This is a genomic window from Streptomyces sp. NBC_01478, assembly GCF_036227225.1.
In the GTDB taxonomy this organism is placed as follows: Bacteria; Actinomycetota; Actinomycetes; order Streptomycetales; family Streptomycetaceae; genus Streptomyces.
This window is the reverse complement of record NZ_CP109444.1, coordinates 7,002,471-7,020,132: the sequence shown is the minus strand read 5'-3', so window position 1 is coordinate 7,020,132 and position 17,662 is coordinate 7,002,471. Positions and strand designations below refer to the sequence as shown.

Annotated in this window: 17 protein-coding genes; 5 read left to right on the top strand and 12 right to left on the bottom strand. The window is 70.7% G+C overall.

The window, feature by feature from the left end; genetic code table 11:
* Positions 1–92: 92 nt before the first annotated feature.
* A complete protein-coding gene (locus OG223_RS31915; protein ID WP_329255996.1) occupies positions 93–1,439 on the bottom strand; it encodes an endo-1,4-beta-xylanase in 1,347 nt (448 codons plus the stop codon).
* 101 nt (positions 1,440–1,540) lie between these two features.
* A complete protein-coding gene (locus OG223_RS31910; RefSeq protein WP_329255994.1) occupies positions 1,541–2,596 on the bottom strand; it encodes a LacI family DNA-binding transcriptional regulator in 1,056 nt (351 codons plus the stop codon).
* A 108-nt stretch (positions 2,597–2,704) separates the two neighbouring features.
* Between OG223_RS31910 and OG223_RS31905 the strand changes: the two genes are divergently transcribed.
* Genes OG223_RS31905 through OG223_RS31890 form a run of 4 tightly spaced genes read left to right on the top strand, consistent with a single transcriptional unit; the run spans position 2,705 to position 8,131 of the window.
* Positions 2,705–4,033: an ABC transporter substrate-binding protein gene (locus tag OG223_RS31905; protein ID WP_329255992.1), complete on the top strand. Its 1,329-nt coding sequence runs from the start codon at positions 2,705–2,707 to the stop codon at positions 4,031–4,033.
* Complete coding sequence (locus OG223_RS31900) at positions 4,030–4,896, top strand: carbohydrate ABC transporter permease (RefSeq protein ID WP_329255990.1); 867 nt, start codon at positions 4,030–4,032, stop codon at positions 4,894–4,896. Before OG223_RS31905 ends, OG223_RS31900 begins: the two co-directional genes overlap by 4 nt.
* A gap of 4 nt (positions 4,897–4,900) precedes the next feature.
* Positions 4,901–5,800, top strand: a complete 900-nt coding sequence (locus tag OG223_RS31895) for a carbohydrate ABC transporter permease (RefSeq protein WP_443073767.1) — start codon at positions 4,901–4,903, stop codon at positions 5,798–5,800.
* Between the two features lie 24 nt (positions 5,801–5,824).
* Positions 5,825–8,131: a glycoside hydrolase family 3 N-terminal domain-containing protein gene (locus OG223_RS31890; protein ID WP_329255988.1), complete on the top strand. Its 2,307-nt coding sequence runs from the start codon at positions 5,825–5,827 to the stop codon at positions 8,129–8,131.
* 68 nt (positions 8,132–8,199) lie between these two features.
* Here OG223_RS31890 and OG223_RS31885 read toward each other — a convergent pair whose 3' ends face one another.
* Genes OG223_RS31885 through tsaB form a run of 5 tightly spaced genes read right to left on the bottom strand, consistent with a single transcriptional unit; the run spans position 8,200 to position 10,922 of the window.
* Positions 8,200–8,388, bottom strand: a complete 189-nt coding sequence (locus OG223_RS31885; protein WP_329255986.1) for a hypothetical protein — start codon at positions 8,386–8,388, stop codon at positions 8,200–8,202.
* A 24-nt stretch (positions 8,389–8,412) separates the two neighbouring features.
* Entirely contained in the window at positions 8,413–8,652 is a 240-nt protein-coding gene (locus OG223_RS31880; RefSeq protein WP_329265575.1) for a hypothetical protein, read from the bottom strand.
* 14 nt (positions 8,653–8,666) lie between these two features.
* Positions 8,667–9,752: a tRNA (adenosine(37)-N6)-threonylcarbamoyltransferase complex transferase subunit TsaD gene (tsaD, locus tag OG223_RS31875; RefSeq protein ID WP_329255985.1), complete on the bottom strand. Its 1,086-nt coding sequence runs from the start codon at positions 9,750–9,752 to the stop codon at positions 8,667–8,669.
* Positions 9,745–10,272: a ribosomal protein S18-alanine N-acetyltransferase gene (gene rimI, locus OG223_RS31870; RefSeq protein ID WP_329255982.1), complete on the bottom strand. Its 528-nt coding sequence runs from the start codon at positions 10,270–10,272 to the stop codon at positions 9,745–9,747. The genes tsaD and rimI overlap by 8 nt, the downstream gene beginning before the upstream one ends.
* The gene (tsaB, locus tag OG223_RS31865; RefSeq protein ID WP_329255981.1) at positions 10,269–10,922 is read right to left on the bottom strand and encodes a tRNA (adenosine(37)-N6)-threonylcarbamoyltransferase complex dimerization subunit type 1 TsaB; all 654 of its coding nucleotides are present in this window, start codon (positions 10,920–10,922) and stop codon (positions 10,269–10,271) included. Before tsaB ends, rimI begins: the two co-directional genes overlap by 4 nt.
* 159 nt (positions 10,923–11,081) lie before the next feature.
* On the opposite strand from tsaB, the gene OG223_RS31860 reads away from it, so the two are divergent.
* Positions 11,082–11,639 (top strand): L,D-transpeptidase, encoded by a 558-nt coding sequence (locus OG223_RS31860; RefSeq protein ID WP_329255979.1) that lies wholly within the window; start codon positions 11,082–11,084, stop codon positions 11,637–11,639.
* Between the two features lie 311 nt (positions 11,640–11,950).
* Here OG223_RS31860 and tsaE read toward each other — a convergent pair whose 3' ends face one another.
* The 5 genes from tsaE to OG223_RS31835 all read right to left on the bottom strand — a co-directional run bounded on the left by tsaE (position 11,951) and on the right by OG223_RS31835 (position 17,617).
* A complete protein-coding gene (gene tsaE, locus OG223_RS31855; RefSeq protein ID WP_329255977.1) occupies positions 11,951–12,472 on the bottom strand; it encodes a tRNA (adenosine(37)-N6)-threonylcarbamoyltransferase complex ATPase subunit type 1 TsaE in 522 nt (173 codons plus the stop codon).
* Positions 12,438–13,676, bottom strand: a complete 1,239-nt coding sequence (locus OG223_RS31850; protein ID WP_329255975.1) for an alpha/beta fold hydrolase — start codon at positions 13,674–13,676, stop codon at positions 12,438–12,440. The genes tsaE and OG223_RS31850 overlap by 35 nt, the downstream gene beginning before the upstream one ends.
* A complete protein-coding gene (alr, locus tag OG223_RS31845) occupies positions 13,673–14,950 on the bottom strand; it encodes an alanine racemase (RefSeq protein WP_329255972.1) in 1,278 nt (425 codons plus the stop codon). The genes OG223_RS31850 and alr overlap by 4 nt, the downstream gene beginning before the upstream one ends.
* A 55-nt stretch (positions 14,951–15,005) precedes the next feature.
* Complete coding sequence (locus tag OG223_RS31840; protein WP_329255970.1) at positions 15,006–15,905, bottom strand: L,D-transpeptidase family protein; 900 nt, start codon at positions 15,903–15,905, stop codon at positions 15,006–15,008.
* 272 nt (positions 15,906–16,177) lie between these two features.
* Positions 16,178–17,617 (bottom strand): NAD(P)H-hydrate dehydratase, encoded by a 1,440-nt coding sequence (locus OG223_RS31835; RefSeq protein ID WP_329255968.1) that lies wholly within the window; start codon positions 17,615–17,617, stop codon positions 16,178–16,180.
* Positions 17,618–17,662: the final 45 nt, after the last annotated feature.

The window sequence follows — 17,662 nt, the reverse complement described above, 5'->3', positions numbered from 1 at the left end:
AAAGTTAGGGGAGGCGTCCCAGGACGGTTTTCTACGGAAAATCTCACCGTTCTCAGCCCCGCTTCACGCCCCGCCCCGCTCCCTCGTCCCCTTCACCCCAAGGTCACCACCGGTACCGGATTGCTCCCGGTCCAGGACGCGTTGAACCCGAACGTCACCGAACCGCCGTCCGGCACCGACCCGTTGTAGCTCGCGTTCGCACAACTCACGGCGGCCCCGGACTGGGTGCAGGTGGCGTTCCAGGCCTGGGTGACCTGCTGGCCGGCGCCGTAGGTCCAGTTCGCCTTCCAGGACGAGAGCGAGGCCCCGGAGCAGGAGATCGTCACCTGCCCGGTGAACCCGGTGTTCCACTGACTGCTCACGCTGTACGTCGCCGAGCACGCCCCGGTCGGCGGCGGGGTCGTCGTCGTACCGCCGAGCGCCTCCGCGATGCCGTAGTACGCCGGTTTCGGCGCGTAGTTCTCGTCGTACGGCGTCGCCGCGCCGTAGCCCGGGAAGGTGCCCGGCACCCAGGAGTCGGAGTCGGTGAAGCCCCACGCGGTGACGTTGACGCAGCGCGCGACGGCGACACAGGCGGCGACGACACTCTTGAAGTCGGCTTTCTGCTGGGCGAGTTTGGTCGCGTCCGCCGGGAGTGCCATCCGTACGTCCAGCTCGGTGATCGCCACGTCCACGCCCAGGTCGGCGAAGCGCTGGATGTTCTGCTGGAGGGTGGCCGGGACCTGGCCGAGGATGAGGTGGGCCTGGAGGCCGACGCCGTCGACCGGGACGCCCGCCGCCTTCAGGGACTTGACCAGGTTGTAGAGGGCGGTGGACTTCGCGTTGACGCCCTCGACGTTGTAGTCGTTGATGTACAGCTTGGCCGCCGGGTCGGCCGCGTGGGCCCAAGTCAGCGCCTGGGCTATGTAGTTGGAGCCGAGGCCGTTGTACCAGAGCGTGGAGCGGTAGGTGCCGTCCTCGTTGAAGGGCTCGTTGACCACGTCCCAGGCGGTGATCTCGCCCTTGTAGCGGCCGACTTCGGTACTGATGTGGTTCTGCAGCAGGCTGCTCAACTGGGCCGAGGTCCAGGTGCCGTTGGTCAGCCAGCTCGGGTTCTGGCTGTGCCAGACCAGGGTGTGGCCGCGCACCTGCTGGTTGTGGGCCTGCGCGAAGGCGACGATCTGGTCCGCCTCCGACCAGTTGAAGCTGCCCTGCGTCGGCTCGACGGTCTCCCACTTCATGGCGTTGCCGGGGGTGAGCGAGCTGAACTGGGCGCCGGCGATCGCGCCGTACGTGCCGGTGAGCTTGGAGCCGGTGACCGCGGTGCCGATGACTTTGCCCTTCGCGGCGGCGAGGTCGCGCAGCGGGGTGTCGGCGGCGTGCGCGGCGGGGGCCGCGAAGAGCATGACGGCGCCGGTGAACAGGGCCGCCAGGGACAAGCCGGTTCTCAGAGATCTCATGCGGGTGCCTCCGAAAGTTTCGGTTGTGCAACCGATTGGCTTCGGAGGAGTGTGGGGCGGCTCACCCCACTCGTCAATACGTCACCTTCCGGCCACGCGGGTCAGTGCTGCGCCGCGGGCGCCGCCGTACTGCTCCGCACCACCAGGCTCGTCGCCAGCTCCACCCGCCGCGCCGTCGAGGACTCCGGCTCGCGCGCGAGGTCGAGCACCAGCTTCGCCGCCGCCTCGGCCATCTCGGTCAGGGGCTGTCGTACGGTCGTCAGCGGCGGGCCCACCCAGCGCGCGACCGGCAGATCGTCGAAGCCGACCACGCTCAGGTCCTCCGGGATGCGCAGGCCCAGTTCGCGCGCGGCCTCGTACAGGCCGAGGGCCTGGAGGTCGTTGCCGGCGAAGACGGCGGTGGGCCGGTCGGGCCGGCGCAGCAGCTCCAGCCCCAGTCGGTAGCCGGCCTCGTGGTGGAAGTCGCCGGTGGTGATCAGCGAGGGGTCGACCGGCAGCCCGGCCGTCTCAAGGGCGGCCCGGTACCCGTCCACCCTGGCGCGGCTGCACATCATCCGGGAGGGTCCGCTGATCGCGCCGATCCGGGTGTGGCCCAGCTCGACGAGGTGCCGGGTGGCGGCCAGCCCGCCCTGCCAGTTCGTCGCACCGATCGACGGCACGTCCGCGCCCGGGTCACCGGCCGGGTCCATCACCACGAACGGGATGGAACGGCTGGTGAGCAGCGCCCGCTGGGACTCGTCGAGCCCGGAGAGGACGAGGATCACGCCGTGCGGGCGGCGCGCGGCGACCTGGTCGGCCCAGGTCCGGCCCGGGGTCAGCCGCCCCGCGCTCTCGCTCAGCACCACGCTCAGCCCGGAGTCCCGCGCCACGTTCTCCACCCCCCGGATGACCTCCATCGCCCAGGCGCTCTCCAACTCGTGGAAGACCAGGTCGATCAGCGGGGAGCGGGTCGCCTCGGCGCGGCGGCGCCGGTAGCCGTAGACACGGAGCAGGTCCTCGACGCGGGTGCGGGTCGCGGGGGCGACGTCGGCACGGCCGTTGAGGACCTTCGAAACAGTCGGAGCCGACACTCCGGCCTCGCGGGCGATCTCGGCGAGCGTGGCGGTCTGGGTCGGCCGACCCGCTGTCTGGGTTTCGGCGGAATCCGGGGCTGTCATGGCGGCGATCGTATCCCTGCGCGACCTCTTGACGAACCCCCCAGCGCGCCTTACGTTCCCGGAACATTCGTAGAACGGCTCGAAACATTCGCACGAGAGGTGCTGTCCATGGAGCCCAACACGTCCAACGGCGGACGTACGTTCAGCAGGCGCTGGGTGCTCGGCGCCGGTGCCACCACCCTGCTCACCACCGGCCTCACGGCCTGCGGCTCCAGCGACAGCACCGGCGGCAGCGGCACGGTCACCGCCTTCGTCTACGGCGACGACGCGACGAAGGTGCAGGTCAAGGCCGTCACCCGGTTCAACGCGTCGGCGGCGGCCAAGACCGCGAAGGGCAAGATCAAGCTGGAGAAGGTGCCCGGCACCGACTACCCGGCCAAGCTGCGCACCGCGATGGGCTCGCCGAACGCGCCGGACGTCTTCTTCAACTGGGGCGGCGGCTCGATCAAGGCGTACCAGGAGGCGAACCAGTTGGTCGACCTCACCGACACCATCAAGTCCGACCCGGTCCTCAAGGACGGCTTCCTGCCCTCGGTGCTCGCGGCGGGCGCGCTCAAGGGCAAGAACTACGGCATACCGATGCGCGGCATGCAGCCCGTGATCCTCTTCTACAACAAGTCCGTCTTCGCCGCGCACAAGCTCCAACCACCCACCACCTGGGCCGAGTTGCTCGACATCAACAAGAAGCTGAAGGCGGCGAACATCACTCCGTTCGCGCTCGGTGGTGCCGATATCTGGCCCGAGTTGATGTGGCTGGAGTACCTGGTCGACCGGATCGGCGGGCCTGACGTCTTCGACAAGATCAAGAACGGCGATGCGTCCGGGTGGGGCGACCCCGCGGTCCTCAAGGCCGCCGAGACGGTGAAGGAGCTCATCGACGACGGGGCGTTCGGCAAGGGGTTCAGCTCTGTGTCGTACGTCAACGGTGGGGCGCCCGCGGTGTTCGCCAAGGGCAAGGCGGCGATGCATCTGATGGGGTCGTGGGAGTACTCGACGCAGCTCGGCAAGTTTCCCGACTTCGCCAAGACGAACCTGGGGTGGTTCGCGTTTCCGAAGTACGAGGGGGGCGCCGGGGATATCCGTAACGTGGTCGGGAACCCCACCAACTACTGGTCCGTGAACGCCCGTACGGGCAACAAGGACGCGGCGATCGCGTTTCTCCGTGACTGTGCGTCAGAGGCGTACGCGAAGGACCTGGTCGCCAACGGGGACATCCCGACCACGTCCAACGCGGAGAAGCTTCTCGACTCCTCGCCCAACCCCGAGTTCGCGAAGTTCCAGTACCAAATGGTGCAGCAGGCGCCTGCGTTCACGTTGAGCTGGGACCAGGCGGTGGACCCGGACGTGTCGACACCGATGCTCACCGAGATCAACAAGCTGTTCGTGGGGAAGAGTTCGCCGAGCCAGTTCGTGTCCGCGCTCAAGGGGCTCAAGTGACCCAGAGTGCGGCGGCGAAGGCTGGTCGCCCACACGCGGTGTGGGCGATCCCAGGTGTGCTGTTCTTCGCCTTCTTCGCAGTGGCCCCCATGATCCTCGCCCTCTATCTCTCCTTCACCGCGTGGAACGGGCTCGGCGACCCGAAGCCGGTCGGTCTGGCCAACTGGCAGAAGCTGGTGCACGACGACCGTCTCACCCAATCCCTCACCGTCACCGTCCTGTTGACGGTGACGAGCTGGGCGTTCCAGACGGTCGTGTCCCTGCTGCTCGGGGTCTGGGCGGCGGGGCGGCAGCGCAACCGGGCTGTCCTCTCCGCGATCTTCTTCGTGCCGTTCCTTCTCTCCTCGACGGCGATCGCGCTGCTCTTCTACGCGTTGCTGGACCCCAACTTCGGTGTCATCCACCAGGACACGCTCGGCTCGACGAGCGGCGCGTTTCTCGCGATCGTGTTCGTCGGGGGCTGGCAGTTCATCCCTTTCCACACCCTCATCTACCAGGGCGGGGCCCGTCAGATCCCCGAAGTCCTCTATCAGGCGGCGGCAATTGACGGTGCCGGGCGCTACCGCCAGTTCTTCTCGATCACGCTGCCTCAACTCCGCAACACGGCCACGACATCCAGCGTGCTGATGATCGTCGGCTCGCTCACCTACTTCGAGACCGTGCTGATCCTCACGCAGGGCGGCCCCGGCACGGACACGGCGATCCTGCCGTACCTGATGTACGAAGCCGGCTTCAAGAGCTACGACTTCGGCTACGCGAGCGCGATCGCGACCTTCCTGGTCGTCACCGCCACCGCGCTGTCTCTGGTCCTGGTGCGACTCACCGGTTTCGGCGCCATGCGCAGTACCCGCGAAGGGATGTGACGGAGTGTCACACGACACGTTGCCGCGTCCGGTGACGTCGGCGGAGGAACCCGTGGAACCCCCGCACACCCGAAGGCGGCGCCACTGGACCAGGCGCCCGAACCCCGTCGCCGGCCTGGGCTCCCTCCTCTGGCTGGCCGTCGTCATCGTCCCGATCTACGCGATGATCTCGGCCTCCCTCACCCGCCAGGACAAGGCCCTGGGCAACAACGCCCTGAAGCCGCCCACCGATCCGACCTTCGCCAACTACAACACCGTCCTGCACAACGGCTTCGGCCACTTCCTCGCGAACACGGCACTGGTCGCGGCGGCGGTCGTAGGCATCGTGCTCGTGCTGTGCGTGCCGCTCGCCTACGTGGCCGTACGCACGAGGACGGTCTGGTCGGGCGCGGCCTTCCGGCTGTTCCTGCTGGGAGTCGCCATCCCGGCCCAGGCGGTGGTGGTCCCCCTCTACCTGATGATCGCCAAACTCGACCTCTACGACAGCCTGTTGGCGGTGATCCTCCCGACGGCGGCCTTCGCGATGCCGGTCTCCGTGCTGATCCTGACCGGCACGCTGCGGGACATCTCGGAGGACCTGTACGAGGCGATGGCGCTCGACGGCGCCTCGGCGACCCGGATGCTGTTCCAGTTGGTCATCCCGATGGCCAAGGGCGGCATCAGCACGGTCGTCATCTACACGGCGCTCCAGGCCTGGAACGGCTTCCTCTTCCCGCTGATCTTCACCCAGTCCGACGGCCCCCGGGTCCTCACGCTCGGACTCTTCAACTACGTCAGCCAGTTCGGCGTGAACATCCCGGCCCTGCTCGCCTCGGTCGTCCTCTCCGGCATCCCGATCTTCGCCGTGTACCTGGTGGCCCGGCGCGCCCTGGTCGGCGGCCTGATGGGCGTGGGCGGCAAGTAACCCCCTTTCTCTGACAGGAGTTTCATGACCACCGCCCCCTGGCGCGACCCCGCCCTGCCCGCCGCCGCCCGCGTCGACGACCTGCTCGCCCGGATGACCCTGGAGGAGAAGACCGCCCAGTTGTACGGCGTGTGGGTGGGCGCCGCCACGGACGGCGACGGAGTCGCCCCGCTCCAGCGGGAGATGACCTCGGAGTACGACTGGGACGAGCTGATCGCCCAGGGCCTGGGCCAGCTCACCCGTTCCTTCGGTACGGCGCCGGTGGACCCGGAGTTGGGCGCGCAGGCCCTCGCCCGCGCGCAACGGCGGATCGCCGCCGCCGGCCGCTTCGGCATCCCGGCGGTGGCCCACGAGGAGTGCCTGGCGGGGTTCACGGCCTGGGGTGCGACGGCGTACCCGGTGCCGTTGGCGTGGGGCGCGAGCTTCGATCCGGGGCTGGTCGAGGAGATGGCCCGGCACATCGGCGCGGACCTGCGCGCGGTCGGCGTCCACCAGGGGCTCGCCCCGGTGCTGGACGTCGTACGGGATCCGCGGTGGGGGCGGGTGGAGGAGACGATCGGCGAGGATCCGTATCTGGTGGGGACCATCGGTGCCGCGTATGTGCGGGGGCTGGAGTCGGCCGGGGTGGTCGCGACGCTGAAGCACTTCGCCGGGTACGCGTCGTCGGTGGGGGCGCGGAATCTGGCGCCGGTGCGGGCGGGGGTGCGGGAGTTCGCGGACGTGGTGCTGCCGCCGTTCGAGATGGCGCTGCGGGAGGGCGGGGCGCGCTCGGTGATGGCGGCGTACAACGAGACGGACGGCGTACCGGCGTCCGCCGACCCCGCGCTGCTGACCCAACTCCTGCGTGCGGACTGGGGGTTCACGGGGACGGTGGTCGCCGACTACTTCGGCATCGGCTTCCTGGAGACGCTGCACCGGGTGGCGGGCAGTCCGGCGCAGGCGGCGCACGTGGCGCTGGCGGCCGGGATCGACGTGGAGCTGCCGACGTTGAAGTGCTACGGGAAGCCGTTGGTGGAGGCGGTGCGGGCGGGGGTGGTCCCGGAGGCGCTGGTGGACCGGGCGGCTCGTCGAGTGCTGGTGCAGAAGGCCGAGTTGGGGCTCCTGGACGAGGACTGGTCGCCGGAGCCGACCGAGCGCATCGACCTCGACTCGCCGGCGAACCGCGCCCTGGCCCGCCAACTGGCGGAAGAATCAGTGGTGTTGCTGGACAACCCGGACGGGGTGCTGCCGTTGCCGGCGGAGGCACGGATCGCGGTGGTGGGTCCGAGGGCGGCGGACGCCCTCGCCATGCTGGGCTGCTACTCCTTCCCGTCCCATGTGGGTACGCATCACCCCGAGGTGCCCATGGGCATTGAGATTCCCACCGTGTTGGAGTCGCTGCGGGCCGAACTCCCGGACGCCAAGGTGACGTTCGCGGAGGGGTGTGACGTCTCCGGCCCGGACACGAGCGGTTTCGAGGAGGCGGTCGCGCGGGCGTCCGAGGCGGATGTGTGTGTGGCCGTGCTGGGTGACCGCGCGGGCCTGTTCGGACGCGGCACGTCGGGCGAGGGCTGCGATGTGGCGGACCTCCAACTCCCGGGCGTCCAGGCCGACTTGCTGGACGCACTGGTCTCGACAGGCGTCCCGGTGGTCCTGGTCCTGCTGACCGGCCGCCCCTATGCGCTGGGCCGTTGGCAGGGCCGACTGGGCGCGGTGGTCCAGGCGTTCTTCCCGGGCGAGGAGGGCGGCCCGGCGGTGGCGGGAGTCCTCTCCGGCCGCGTGAACCCGTCGGGCCGCCTCCCGGTGAGCGTCCCGCACATGCCGGGCGGCCAGCCCTGGACGTATCTGCAACCCCCGTTGGGCCTCGCCGACGAGGTCAGCAACCTCGACCCGACCCCGCTGTACGCCTTCGGCCACGGCCTCTCGTACACGAACTTCGCCTGGGAGGCAGAGGATTCGGCGAAACAGGACCTCGACACGGACGGCTCCTACGACCTGACGGTCACCGTCCGCAACACGGGCGACCGGGCGGGTGCGGAGGTCGTCCAGCTATACCTCCACGACCCGGTGGCTTCGGTGACCCGCCCGGACGTGCGCCTGATCGGTTACCGGCGACTGGAGTTGGACCCGGGCGAGGTGTCTCGGGTGACCTTCCGCTTCCACACGGACCTGTCGGCGTTCACGGACCGTACGGGGCGCCGGGTGGTCGAACCGGGGGCACTGGAGCTGAGGTTGGGGGTTTCCAGCGCGGACGTACGGCATACGGCTCGGCTGAATGTCACTGGGCCGGTGCGGGTGGTCGGTACGGATCGGCGGTTGTTGTGCGAGACGGAGGTACGGGCCCAGGGATGACAGCCGCGAAGGTCAGACCTTGACCACGAGTTTGGGCAGGCCCTCGCAGTCAGGGAAGAGCGTGCCGCTCACGCGACCTCCGTCGGACCGGCCGTGCCACCACGCAGGGCGACTCGCTTGGCCTCGACAGCAACCTGGTCGACCGGACCGTGCTCGGCCTCCGCGTCCTCGATGAGTTCGCGGAGCCGTTCACGCTCCAACCGGCGCTGAATGAGAGCTTCGGCATCCGCGGACGTGCCGCGCTGGGAAGTAGCCATGCCCCTATGTCAGCAGAACCCCAGCTACTCGCCCACCGACTCGAACCGCCACCGATGCACTGCCCGCATGACCAACTCCCCCTCTGGCTCAGGAAGTTCGGGCAGCTCGGCGTCGTAGTCCGCGTCCCACCACGTGATGACGAGGACGCGGTCCTGGGGCGCGCGCAGAAACTCCCGGCGCAGGGGCTCGGCCGGCAGCTTCTGGGCCCGGGCCCAGGAGAGCAGTTCCTCCCCCCGGCCTTCGACCGCCCGCGCCTCCCACATCAACGCGACCGTCGTCACGAGTACAGGTTCTCCTTGCTGACCTCGTGCACGTGGTCGTGGCCGGGGACGTGCGTTTCCGTGACCGGCAGCGAGGAGTCCGCCGAGAGGTCCCAGTCCGAGGGAGTCCGGTCGCGGGCCACCATCTCCGCGCCCAGCGCGGCGACCATCGCGCCGTTGTCCGTGCACAGCTTCGGGCGCGGGACGCGCAGCCGGATGCCGGCCGCCTCGCAGCGCTCCGCCGCCAACGCCCGCAGCCGCGAGTTCGCGGCGACTCCGCCGCCGATCATCAGGTGGTCGACGCCCTCGTCCTTGCAGGCCCGTACGGCCTTGCGGGTCAGTACGTCGACGACCGCCTCCTGGAAGGACGCCGACACATCACGCACCGGCACGTCCTCCCCGGCCGCCCGCTTCGCCTCGATCCAGCGGGCCACGGACGTCTTCAGCCCGGAGAAGGAGAAGTCGTACGCCGGGTCGCGCGGCCCGGTCAGTCCGCGCGGGAACGTGATCGCCGTGGGGTCGCCCTCCTTCGCGTACCGGTCGATGACCGGGCCGCCCGGGAAACCGAGGTTCAGGACGCGCGCGATCTTGTCGAAGGCCTCGCCCGCCGCGTCGTCGATCGTCGCGCCCAGCGGCCGTACGTCCGAGGTGATGTCCGAGGACAACAACAGCGACGAGTGACCGCCGGACACCAGCAGCGCCATCGTCGGTTCCGGCAGCGGGCCGTGCTCCAGTTGGTCGACGCAGATGTGGGAGGCGAGGTGGTTGACGCCGTAGAGGGGCTTGCCGAGCGCGTAGGCGTACGCCTTGGCCGCCGAGACGCCGACCAGGAGGGCGCCCGCGAGGCCCGGACCCGCCGTGACCGCGATGCCGTCCAGGTCACGGGCGCTCACACCCGCGTCCTTCAGCGCGCGCTGGATCGTCGGGACCATCGCCTCCAGGTGGGCGCGGGAGGCCACTTCCGGGACGACCCCGCCGAAGCGGGCGTGCTCGTCGACGCTGGACGCGACCGCGTCCGCCAGCAGGGTGTGGCCGCGGACGATGCCGACGCCGGTCTCGTCGCAGGAGGTCTCGATGCCGAGGACGAGAGGTTCGTCAGCCATTGATCTGGGTTCCTTGCAGGGAAGTCGAGGGGTCGGTCAGGCGCATCACCAGCGCGTCGACGTTGCCCGGCTGGTAGTAGCCGCGCCGGAACCCGATGGGGGCGAAGCCGAAGCGCTCGTACAGCTTCTGTGCGCGGACGTTGTCGACACGGCATTCGAGCATGACCTCGGCACACTCGAACTCGCTTGCCGCGGTGAGGAGTTCGGTGAGGAGGGTGGAGCCGAGGCCCGTTCCCCAGTGGTCGCGGGCGACGGCGATGGTCTGGATGTCGGCCTGGTCGCCGGTGGTGGCGAGACCCGCGTAGCCGATGAGCCGGACGCCGCTCTCGTACTCCTCGCCGGTCACCTCCGCGACCAGGTACCGGCGCGTCGCCTCCGCCCCCCGCGCATGCGCCAGTTCGGACCAGAACATGCCCCGGGACCAGGCGTCCTCGGGGAAGAGGTCCTTCTCCAGCCCCAGCACGGGATCGATGTCCCACCAGCGCATCTCGCGCAGCCGAGGGCTCACGGTTTCGGTCACTTGGGGGTGACCACCTTGTAGTTCTTGGGCACCTGCGCGTCGGGGCGGCGCAGGTACAGCGGCCGGGGCTCGGGGAGTTCGACGCCCGCCGCGAGTCTCTCGGCGGCCAGCGAGGCGAGCGCGGCGGCGGACACGTGCTGCGGCTCGTGCGCGGACGGGAAGGTGTCCGGGTAGAGCAGCGCACCGGCGCCGACGGCGGGCAGACCTGCCACCTCGTCGGCGATGTCGGCGGGACGGTCCACGGCCGGGTCGGTGACCCGGGTGCGGGAGTCGGCGTAGCGCGCCCAGTAGACCTCCTTGCGCCGCGCGTCGGTGGCCACCACGAAGGGGCCGTCGAGGTCGGCGGCGTAGGCGAGGCCGTCCAGCGTGCACACACCGTGCACGGGCACACCGAGCGCGAGCCCGAAGGTGTCGGCGGTCATCAGTCCGACGCGCAGCCCGGTGTAGGGGCCGGGGCCGATGCCCACGACGATTCCCGTGACGGCGTCGAGCGTGAGCCCCGCGCCGGTGAGCACATGGTCGACGGCCGGGAGCAGCAGCTCACCGTGGCGGCGCGCGTCCACCTGACTCGACGAGGCGATGACGGCCTCGCCGTCGTGCAGGGCGACGGTGACGGCGGGGGTGGCGGTATCCAGAGCGAGCAAGAGCACGCAAACAGCCTACGGCTCCGACGCCGCGAGCACGGCCGCCCCGGTCGGCCCGGTCCCGGCTGCTACGGTCACCTGGGGTCACCGGACTTACGGGACGTACGGGACCGTACGGGGCACCGTCACAGGACGTAGACGTATGAGACGCGGAGGTGGGCGCTGATGGCCGGCAGCAGCTCGGGAATCGTGGCCGGGCTCACCGTGACGGCCGTCGCCACGGTCGGTTTCCTCGCCTACCAGGCCTCGGCGAACGTCCCGGCGGGGCTGGAGACCACGGCCCGTGCGAGCGCCGCGCCCGCGGTGTCCGCCTCGAAGGTGCCGCGCGACCGGAAGAACCCCCAGGCGCTGCCGGCCGGCTCCGGCACGGGTGAGCGGGTCGTGTACTCCGTGGACGACGACCGCGTGTGGCTGGTCGCCAAGAACAACAAGGTCAACCGCACGTTCAAGGTCACCCCCGGCACGGTGGACCCGCCCACGGGCAGCTATCCGGTCACCTCCCGCTCGAACGCGATCACCGGCACCGACGGCACCCCCATCCAGCACGTGGTCCGCTTCACCAACGCGGACAACGTCGCGATCGGCTTCAGCGTGGCGGTCAGCGGCGCGACGGACGAACCCGACCCCATGACCAAGTCGGGCGGAATCCGCGAGTCGCCGGAGGACGGCAAGGCGATGTGGGAGTTCGCGACGATCGGGCAGAGCGTCGTCGTCATCCGCTAGCGGGATCGCGCCCCGCAGCCAAACGACTACGCAGCTTTACGAGGCTCGACCGGCGGGGCCACAGGAGCCCGCGGTGGCGTAGAAACCGCCTGAGCCGCAACCCCTGCCGCCAACAACTCCCGCATGGACACCCCCGCAGGCACACACGGCTGAGGACGACGGTGTTGGTTCTCTGAAGCCGACATGGACGCCTCCTGGGAGCCGGGGGCAGACGTAGTTAGGTAGACCTAACTACGAACTGGATACCATGTGACCACGCTCGAGTCCCCGAACGCAACATCTTGCCGACACCTTGTCGGAACCAACACAGGTCAGCCGCCGAGCACACCCAGTTCGACGGAGGCCCACCGCGCACCGAGCCCCGTGACGGTCACATGGCGCACCTCATCGGTCGTATCGCCGACGGCCCGGTGGATCACGACCGCCAGCCGGTCGTCCGTCAACTCCTCGACCTTCCCCTCACCCCACTCCACGACGATCACGGACTCGGGCAGCGAGACATCGAGGTCGAGGTCCTCCATGTCGTCGAGCCCGCCGCTCAGCCGGTACGCGTCGACATGGACGAGCGGCGGCCCCTCCCCCAGCGAGGGATGCACGCGGGCGATCACGAACGTCGGCGAGGTCACCGCCCCCCGCACGCCGAGCCCCTCCCCCAGCCCCCGGGTGAGTGTCGTCTTGCCGGCGCCCAGCTCGCCCGTGAGCATCACGAGGTCGCCCGCGCGCAGCAGCTTGGCGAGGCGGCGGCCCAACTCCCGCATCTGTTCAGGGGAGTTGACGGTGATCGCTACGGACAGGGGCTCAGCCGCGTTGTGCGGTGCTGCTGGTGCTTCCATAGCCACTTACGGTAGCCCCTGCCGGCACGGCACCCGCGCGGGTGAGCAGGTCGGCGAGGCGGTCGGTGACCACCTCCGGGTGCTCCAGCATGACCAGGTGCCCGGCGTCCGGCACGAGCACCAGCTCGGCGTCCGGCAGCAGGTCGGCGATGGCCTCGCTGTGCTCACTGGGCGTGACGAGATCGCCGATCCCGGCGAGCACGAGCACCGGCATGTCCTTGAAGTGGGGGAGCGCGGCGGTCTTGTCGTGGTCGGTGAACGCCGGATAGAACTCGGCGACGACGTCGATCGGCGTGCCCTCGATCATCCGCTCGGCGAACCGCGCGACCGCCGGATCGACGTCCCGCGAGGCGAACGAGTACCGCTTGATGATCCCGGCGAACAGATCGGCGGTGGCCCGCCGCCCCCGCTCCACCAGCGCGGCCTGCTGCCCGAGCGCCTTCAGTACGCCGGGCAGCACCCGCCGCACCGCGTTGACGCCGACGACGGGCAGCCCGAAGTTGACCTCGCCGAGCCGCCCGGAGGACGTACCGACGAAGGCGGTGGCGACGACCCGGTCGCGGATCAGCTCGGGGTACTGGTCGGCGAGGGCCATCACCGTCATGCCGCCCATGGAGTGCCCGACGAGCACGATCGGCCCCTCGGGCACGGCCGCGTCGAGCACGGCCTTCAGGTCGCGGCCCAACTGGTCGATGGTGAGCGGCATCCCGTCTTCGAGCTGCGCCACCCCGCGCGCGGAACGCCCATGACTCCGCTGGTCCCAGTGCACGGTGCGCACGACCCCGCGCAGGGCCGCCCGCTGGAAGTGCCAGGAGTCCTGGTTGAGGCAGTAGCCGTGGCTGAAGACGACGGTGACGGGGGCGGGTGCCTTGCGCCCGAAGAGCCGGCGGCGCTTCGGGGTCACGGCGGCGTCCGGCTCGATGTCGTCGACCTCGTAGTAGAGCTCGGTCCCGTCGTCGGCCTGCGCCGTACCGGGGGTGCCGCGCAGCGAGCCGTACGGTCCCGTGGAGTCGAGCGCGAGCCGGGCCCGCTCCCGCATCCCGCGCCCGACGGTCATCCGCTCTATGGCGACACCGGCGGCGGCCCCGGCGGCGATCACCCCTATCGCGGCGCCGGCGATACCGGTGGCCTTGCGCCAGTTCCCGGTCGCCCCCGTGGCGGCGGAGGCGATCGCGGCGACCGCCTCCGCACTGCTCTCGCTCACGTGCCGCTCCTCTTCACGTCAAGACCCTGCGCTACGTCGTCTCCCTCATACCCGGGGAGGACCTCGGGAACGACCTCGGCGACGATCTCGTGGACCGCTTCGGGGACGACCTCATTGACGTAGACGCGGGGAACGCGTGTTCCGATGCGGGTCACGATCTCGTAGGCGATGGTGCCCGCGGCCTGCGCCCAGTCCTCGGCGGTGGGCTCACCATGGTCACCGGCCCCGAAGAGGACCGCCTCCGCGCCGGCCTCCGGCTCGTCCCCTCCCAGGTCCACGACGAACTGGTCCATGGCGACCCGCCCCGCGACGGTCCGCCACTTCCCGCCGACCAGTACCGGACCGCTGCCGGAGGCGTGCCGCGGGATGCCGTCCGCGTAACCGACGGGGATGAGTCCGAGGGTCGTCGCGCCCGGAGTGACGTAGTGGTGCCCGTAACTGACGCCGTGCCCGCCCGCCACCTGCTTCACCAGCGCGACGGACGCCTTCAGGGACATCACCGGCCGCAGCCCGAGGTCGGCGGACGAACCCACCTCCGGGCTGGGCGAGATGCCGTAGACGGCGATGCCGGTGCGGACGAGGTCGAAGTGGGAGTCCGGACGGGTGAGCGTGGCGGGCGAGTTGGCGATGTGCCGCACCTCGGGGCGCACCCCGCGCTGCTCCGCGTAGGAGACCATCTCGCGGAAGAGGGCGAGTTGGGCGTCGATGGAGGGATGCCCGGGTTCGTCGGCGCAGGCGAAGTGGGACCAGAGCCCGGTGACACGGAGCAGCCCGTCCGCCTCCGCGCGCAGGGCGGCCCCGACGAGCTCGGCCCAGTCGTCTCCGGGCTGGCATCCGTTGCGCCCGAGTCCGGTGTCGGCCTTGAGCTGCACGCGCGCGGGCACACCGGCTTCGCGGGCGGCGGCCACGACCTCCCGCAGAGCCCACATCCCGCTCAGCGACACATCGAGGTCGGCCTCGATGGCCTGCCGCCAGGGCCCGCCCGGGGTCCACAGCCAGCACATGATCCGCACGCCGTCGGGCAGCCCGGCGCGGGCCCGCAGGTCGAGGGCCTCCTCGGGCGTGGCCGTACCGAGCCAGGTCGCCCCGGCCTGTACGGCCGCACGCGCGCAGGGCACCGCCCCATGGCCGTACGCGTCGGACTTCACGACGGCCATGACGGCCGCGCCCGGCGCGAGGGCGCGCAGGGCCCGCACATTGGCCCGCAGGGCGCCCAGATCGATCTCGGCGCGGGCGCGCAGCGGTGCGGTGGGCTGAATGGCTGTCTCGTTCATGGCACCCCCAGTGTCTCAGAGGCGACTGACACCCCCTCTGAGCCCTCCTCGTTCCCTAGTTCCCGGGCCGGTGCCCCCACACGTACACCCGGTCGCCCTTCTTGAGGACGCCCCAGAGCTTGCGGGCGTCGGCCAGCCGCAGATTGACGCAGCCCCAGGAGCCGACGGTGGTGTAGATGCTGCCGTAGACGGCGTGGAAGGCGATGCCGCCGTCGAAGAACTGGGCATACGGCATAGGGCTGTTGTAGAGCGTCGACCAGTGGTTCTTGTGCTTCCAGTAGATCTTGTGCCAGCCGCCCCGGGTCACATGCCCACCGCGCCCACTGCGCATCGGCACCGGCCCGAAGACGACCTTCTTCCCCTTCTGCACCCAGGTGAGCTGCCGATCGAGATCGACACAGGCGACGCGGTACGACCTGACGGGACACTTCCGGGCCGCATTGGGATTCTTCTTGGCGGCGATCAACTGCATCCGCGCCCAGGTGACGGGCCCCGCGAACCCGATGGCGGGCTTGATCCCCTGCTTCTCCTGAAAGGCCCGGATCGCCTTGCAGTCGGCGGCCGACTGCTTCCCGTCCACCGCCAGCTTCAGCCACCGTTCCACGCCCCGCTGATACGGCCCGGTCTGCTTGCTGCAGCTCACCTTCGCGACGGCGTCCCCGATCGGCACGTACTCGACGAGCGCGTACGTCCCCACCGCGGCGTCCCGGGGCTCGACCCTGTCCTCCTCGGCACTGGGCGTGTACACCTCCGGCGCGAGCGCCTGATCAGGGGTGTCGATCTGCCACGGCTGATACGGCCCCGGCGCCACCCCCGGCACCAACTCGCTCTCCGCCGGCTCCGCAGCCGCCGGCACCGGGTCGTCGGCCCAGGCACTCACGGCCCCGACGGGGAGGGCGATCACCGCGGTGAGCAGCACCGCGATACTTCTGTGCGCGATTCGTGTACTGATCATGCGATCAGAGAAACGCGCCGGTACGACGGGGGGCGGGTGCCGCGCGGTGGGGTCACCCTTATTGACGAGCGCGAGTGCTTCCGGCGCGGGCCGCACTTCCTTGGACGCGGGCCGCATTCCTTCCAGCGCAGGCCGCACCACTTTCAGCGCAGGCCGGCATCACTCAGCCCGTCCGGCGTTTGAGGACGAGGCCCCTTCAGGGCCGAAGCGGGGGTCTGGGGGCGGCAGCCCCCAGGGGACGGGACGGGTAGGGGCGGCGGGGGCGAGAAAAATCAGGACCGCACATCCCGCCAAGCACCCCGAACCCCCTCCGCCACATCATGCGCCCCCACCGGCGCCCCCTCCGAGACCAGCCTCCCCGCCAGCCCGTGCAGATACGCCCCCACACTCCCCGCGTCGAACGCCGACAGCCCCGCCGCCAACAACGACCCGGCCAGCCCCGACAACACGTCCCCGCTCCCCGCCGTGGCCAGCCACCCGGTCCCCGTCGAGTTGACCCGCACAGCCCCACCCGCCGAGTCGGCGACCAGCGTGGTCGACCCCTTCAGCAGCACGGTCGCCCCGTACCGCCCCGCCAACTCCCGCACGGAGTCCAGCCGAGCCCCCTCGACCTCCCCCCGGGCCACGCCCAGCAACGCCGCCGCCTCCCCCGCATGCGGAGTCATCAGCGTCGGCGCCCCCCGTCCCCGCACGGCTCCCGCATCGACCAACCGCAGCCCGTCCGCGTCGATGAGCACCGGCACATCGGCGGTCACCACCTCCGCGACAGCCGACGCGTCGTCCCCCGCGCCCGGCCCGACGACCCACGCCTGCACCCGCCCCGCCTTGAGCGGCCCGCCCTCCGACACCAGCACCTCGGGAAACCGGGCGATCACCGCATCGGCGGCCGGCCCGACGTACCGCACGGCCCCCGCCCCACCCCGCAACGCCCCGGCGACGGCCAGCACAGCCGCCCCCGGATACCGCCCGGACCCGGCGGCGATCCCCACGACCCCCCGCCGGTACTTGTCGCTCTCGGCCCCCGGCACCGGCAGCAAGTCCGCCACATCCACATGCTGAAGGGCCTCCAACGCGGGCTCGCCGGACGGCAGTTCGGCCCTCAGCCCGATGTCGACGAACCGCACGGACCCGGCGTACTCCCGCGCGGGATCGATCAGCAACCCGGGCTTGTGCGCCCCGAAGGTGACGGTGAGATCGGCCCGCACGGCGGCCCCGAGCACCTGGCCACTGTCCGCCTCGACCCCGCTGGGCAGATCGACGGCGACGACAAGCCCCCGGGACTCCCCCGCAAGCCCGGCCAGTCGCGCCGCATCGGGCCGCAGTCCGCCCTTCCCGCCGATCCCGACAATGCCGTCGACGACGAGATCGGCCCCGCGCACCGGCTCCTCCGCGTCACCCGGCGCGAGCGTACGACCGCCCGCGCGGAGCAGCGCGGCGAGCCCGCCGGCGTGGGTGCGCTCGGGTGCGAGCAGCACGGCGGTGACGGCCGCCCCGCGCCGGGCCAGCCGCGCCCCCGCGTACAGGGCGTCGCCCCCGTTGTCCCCGCTGCCCACCAGCAGCACGACCCGGCTGCCGTAGACCCGCCCCAGCAACTGGGCGCAGGCGACGGCCAGTCCGGCGGCGGCGCGCTGCATGAGCGCGCCTTCCGGAAGCCGTGCCATCAGCCTTTGCTCGGCTGCCCTTACCGTCTCCACGCTGTACGCAGTACGCATGTGTTCGAGTCTGCCCCGTGGGCGACCGGAACCGCACCCGGGCCG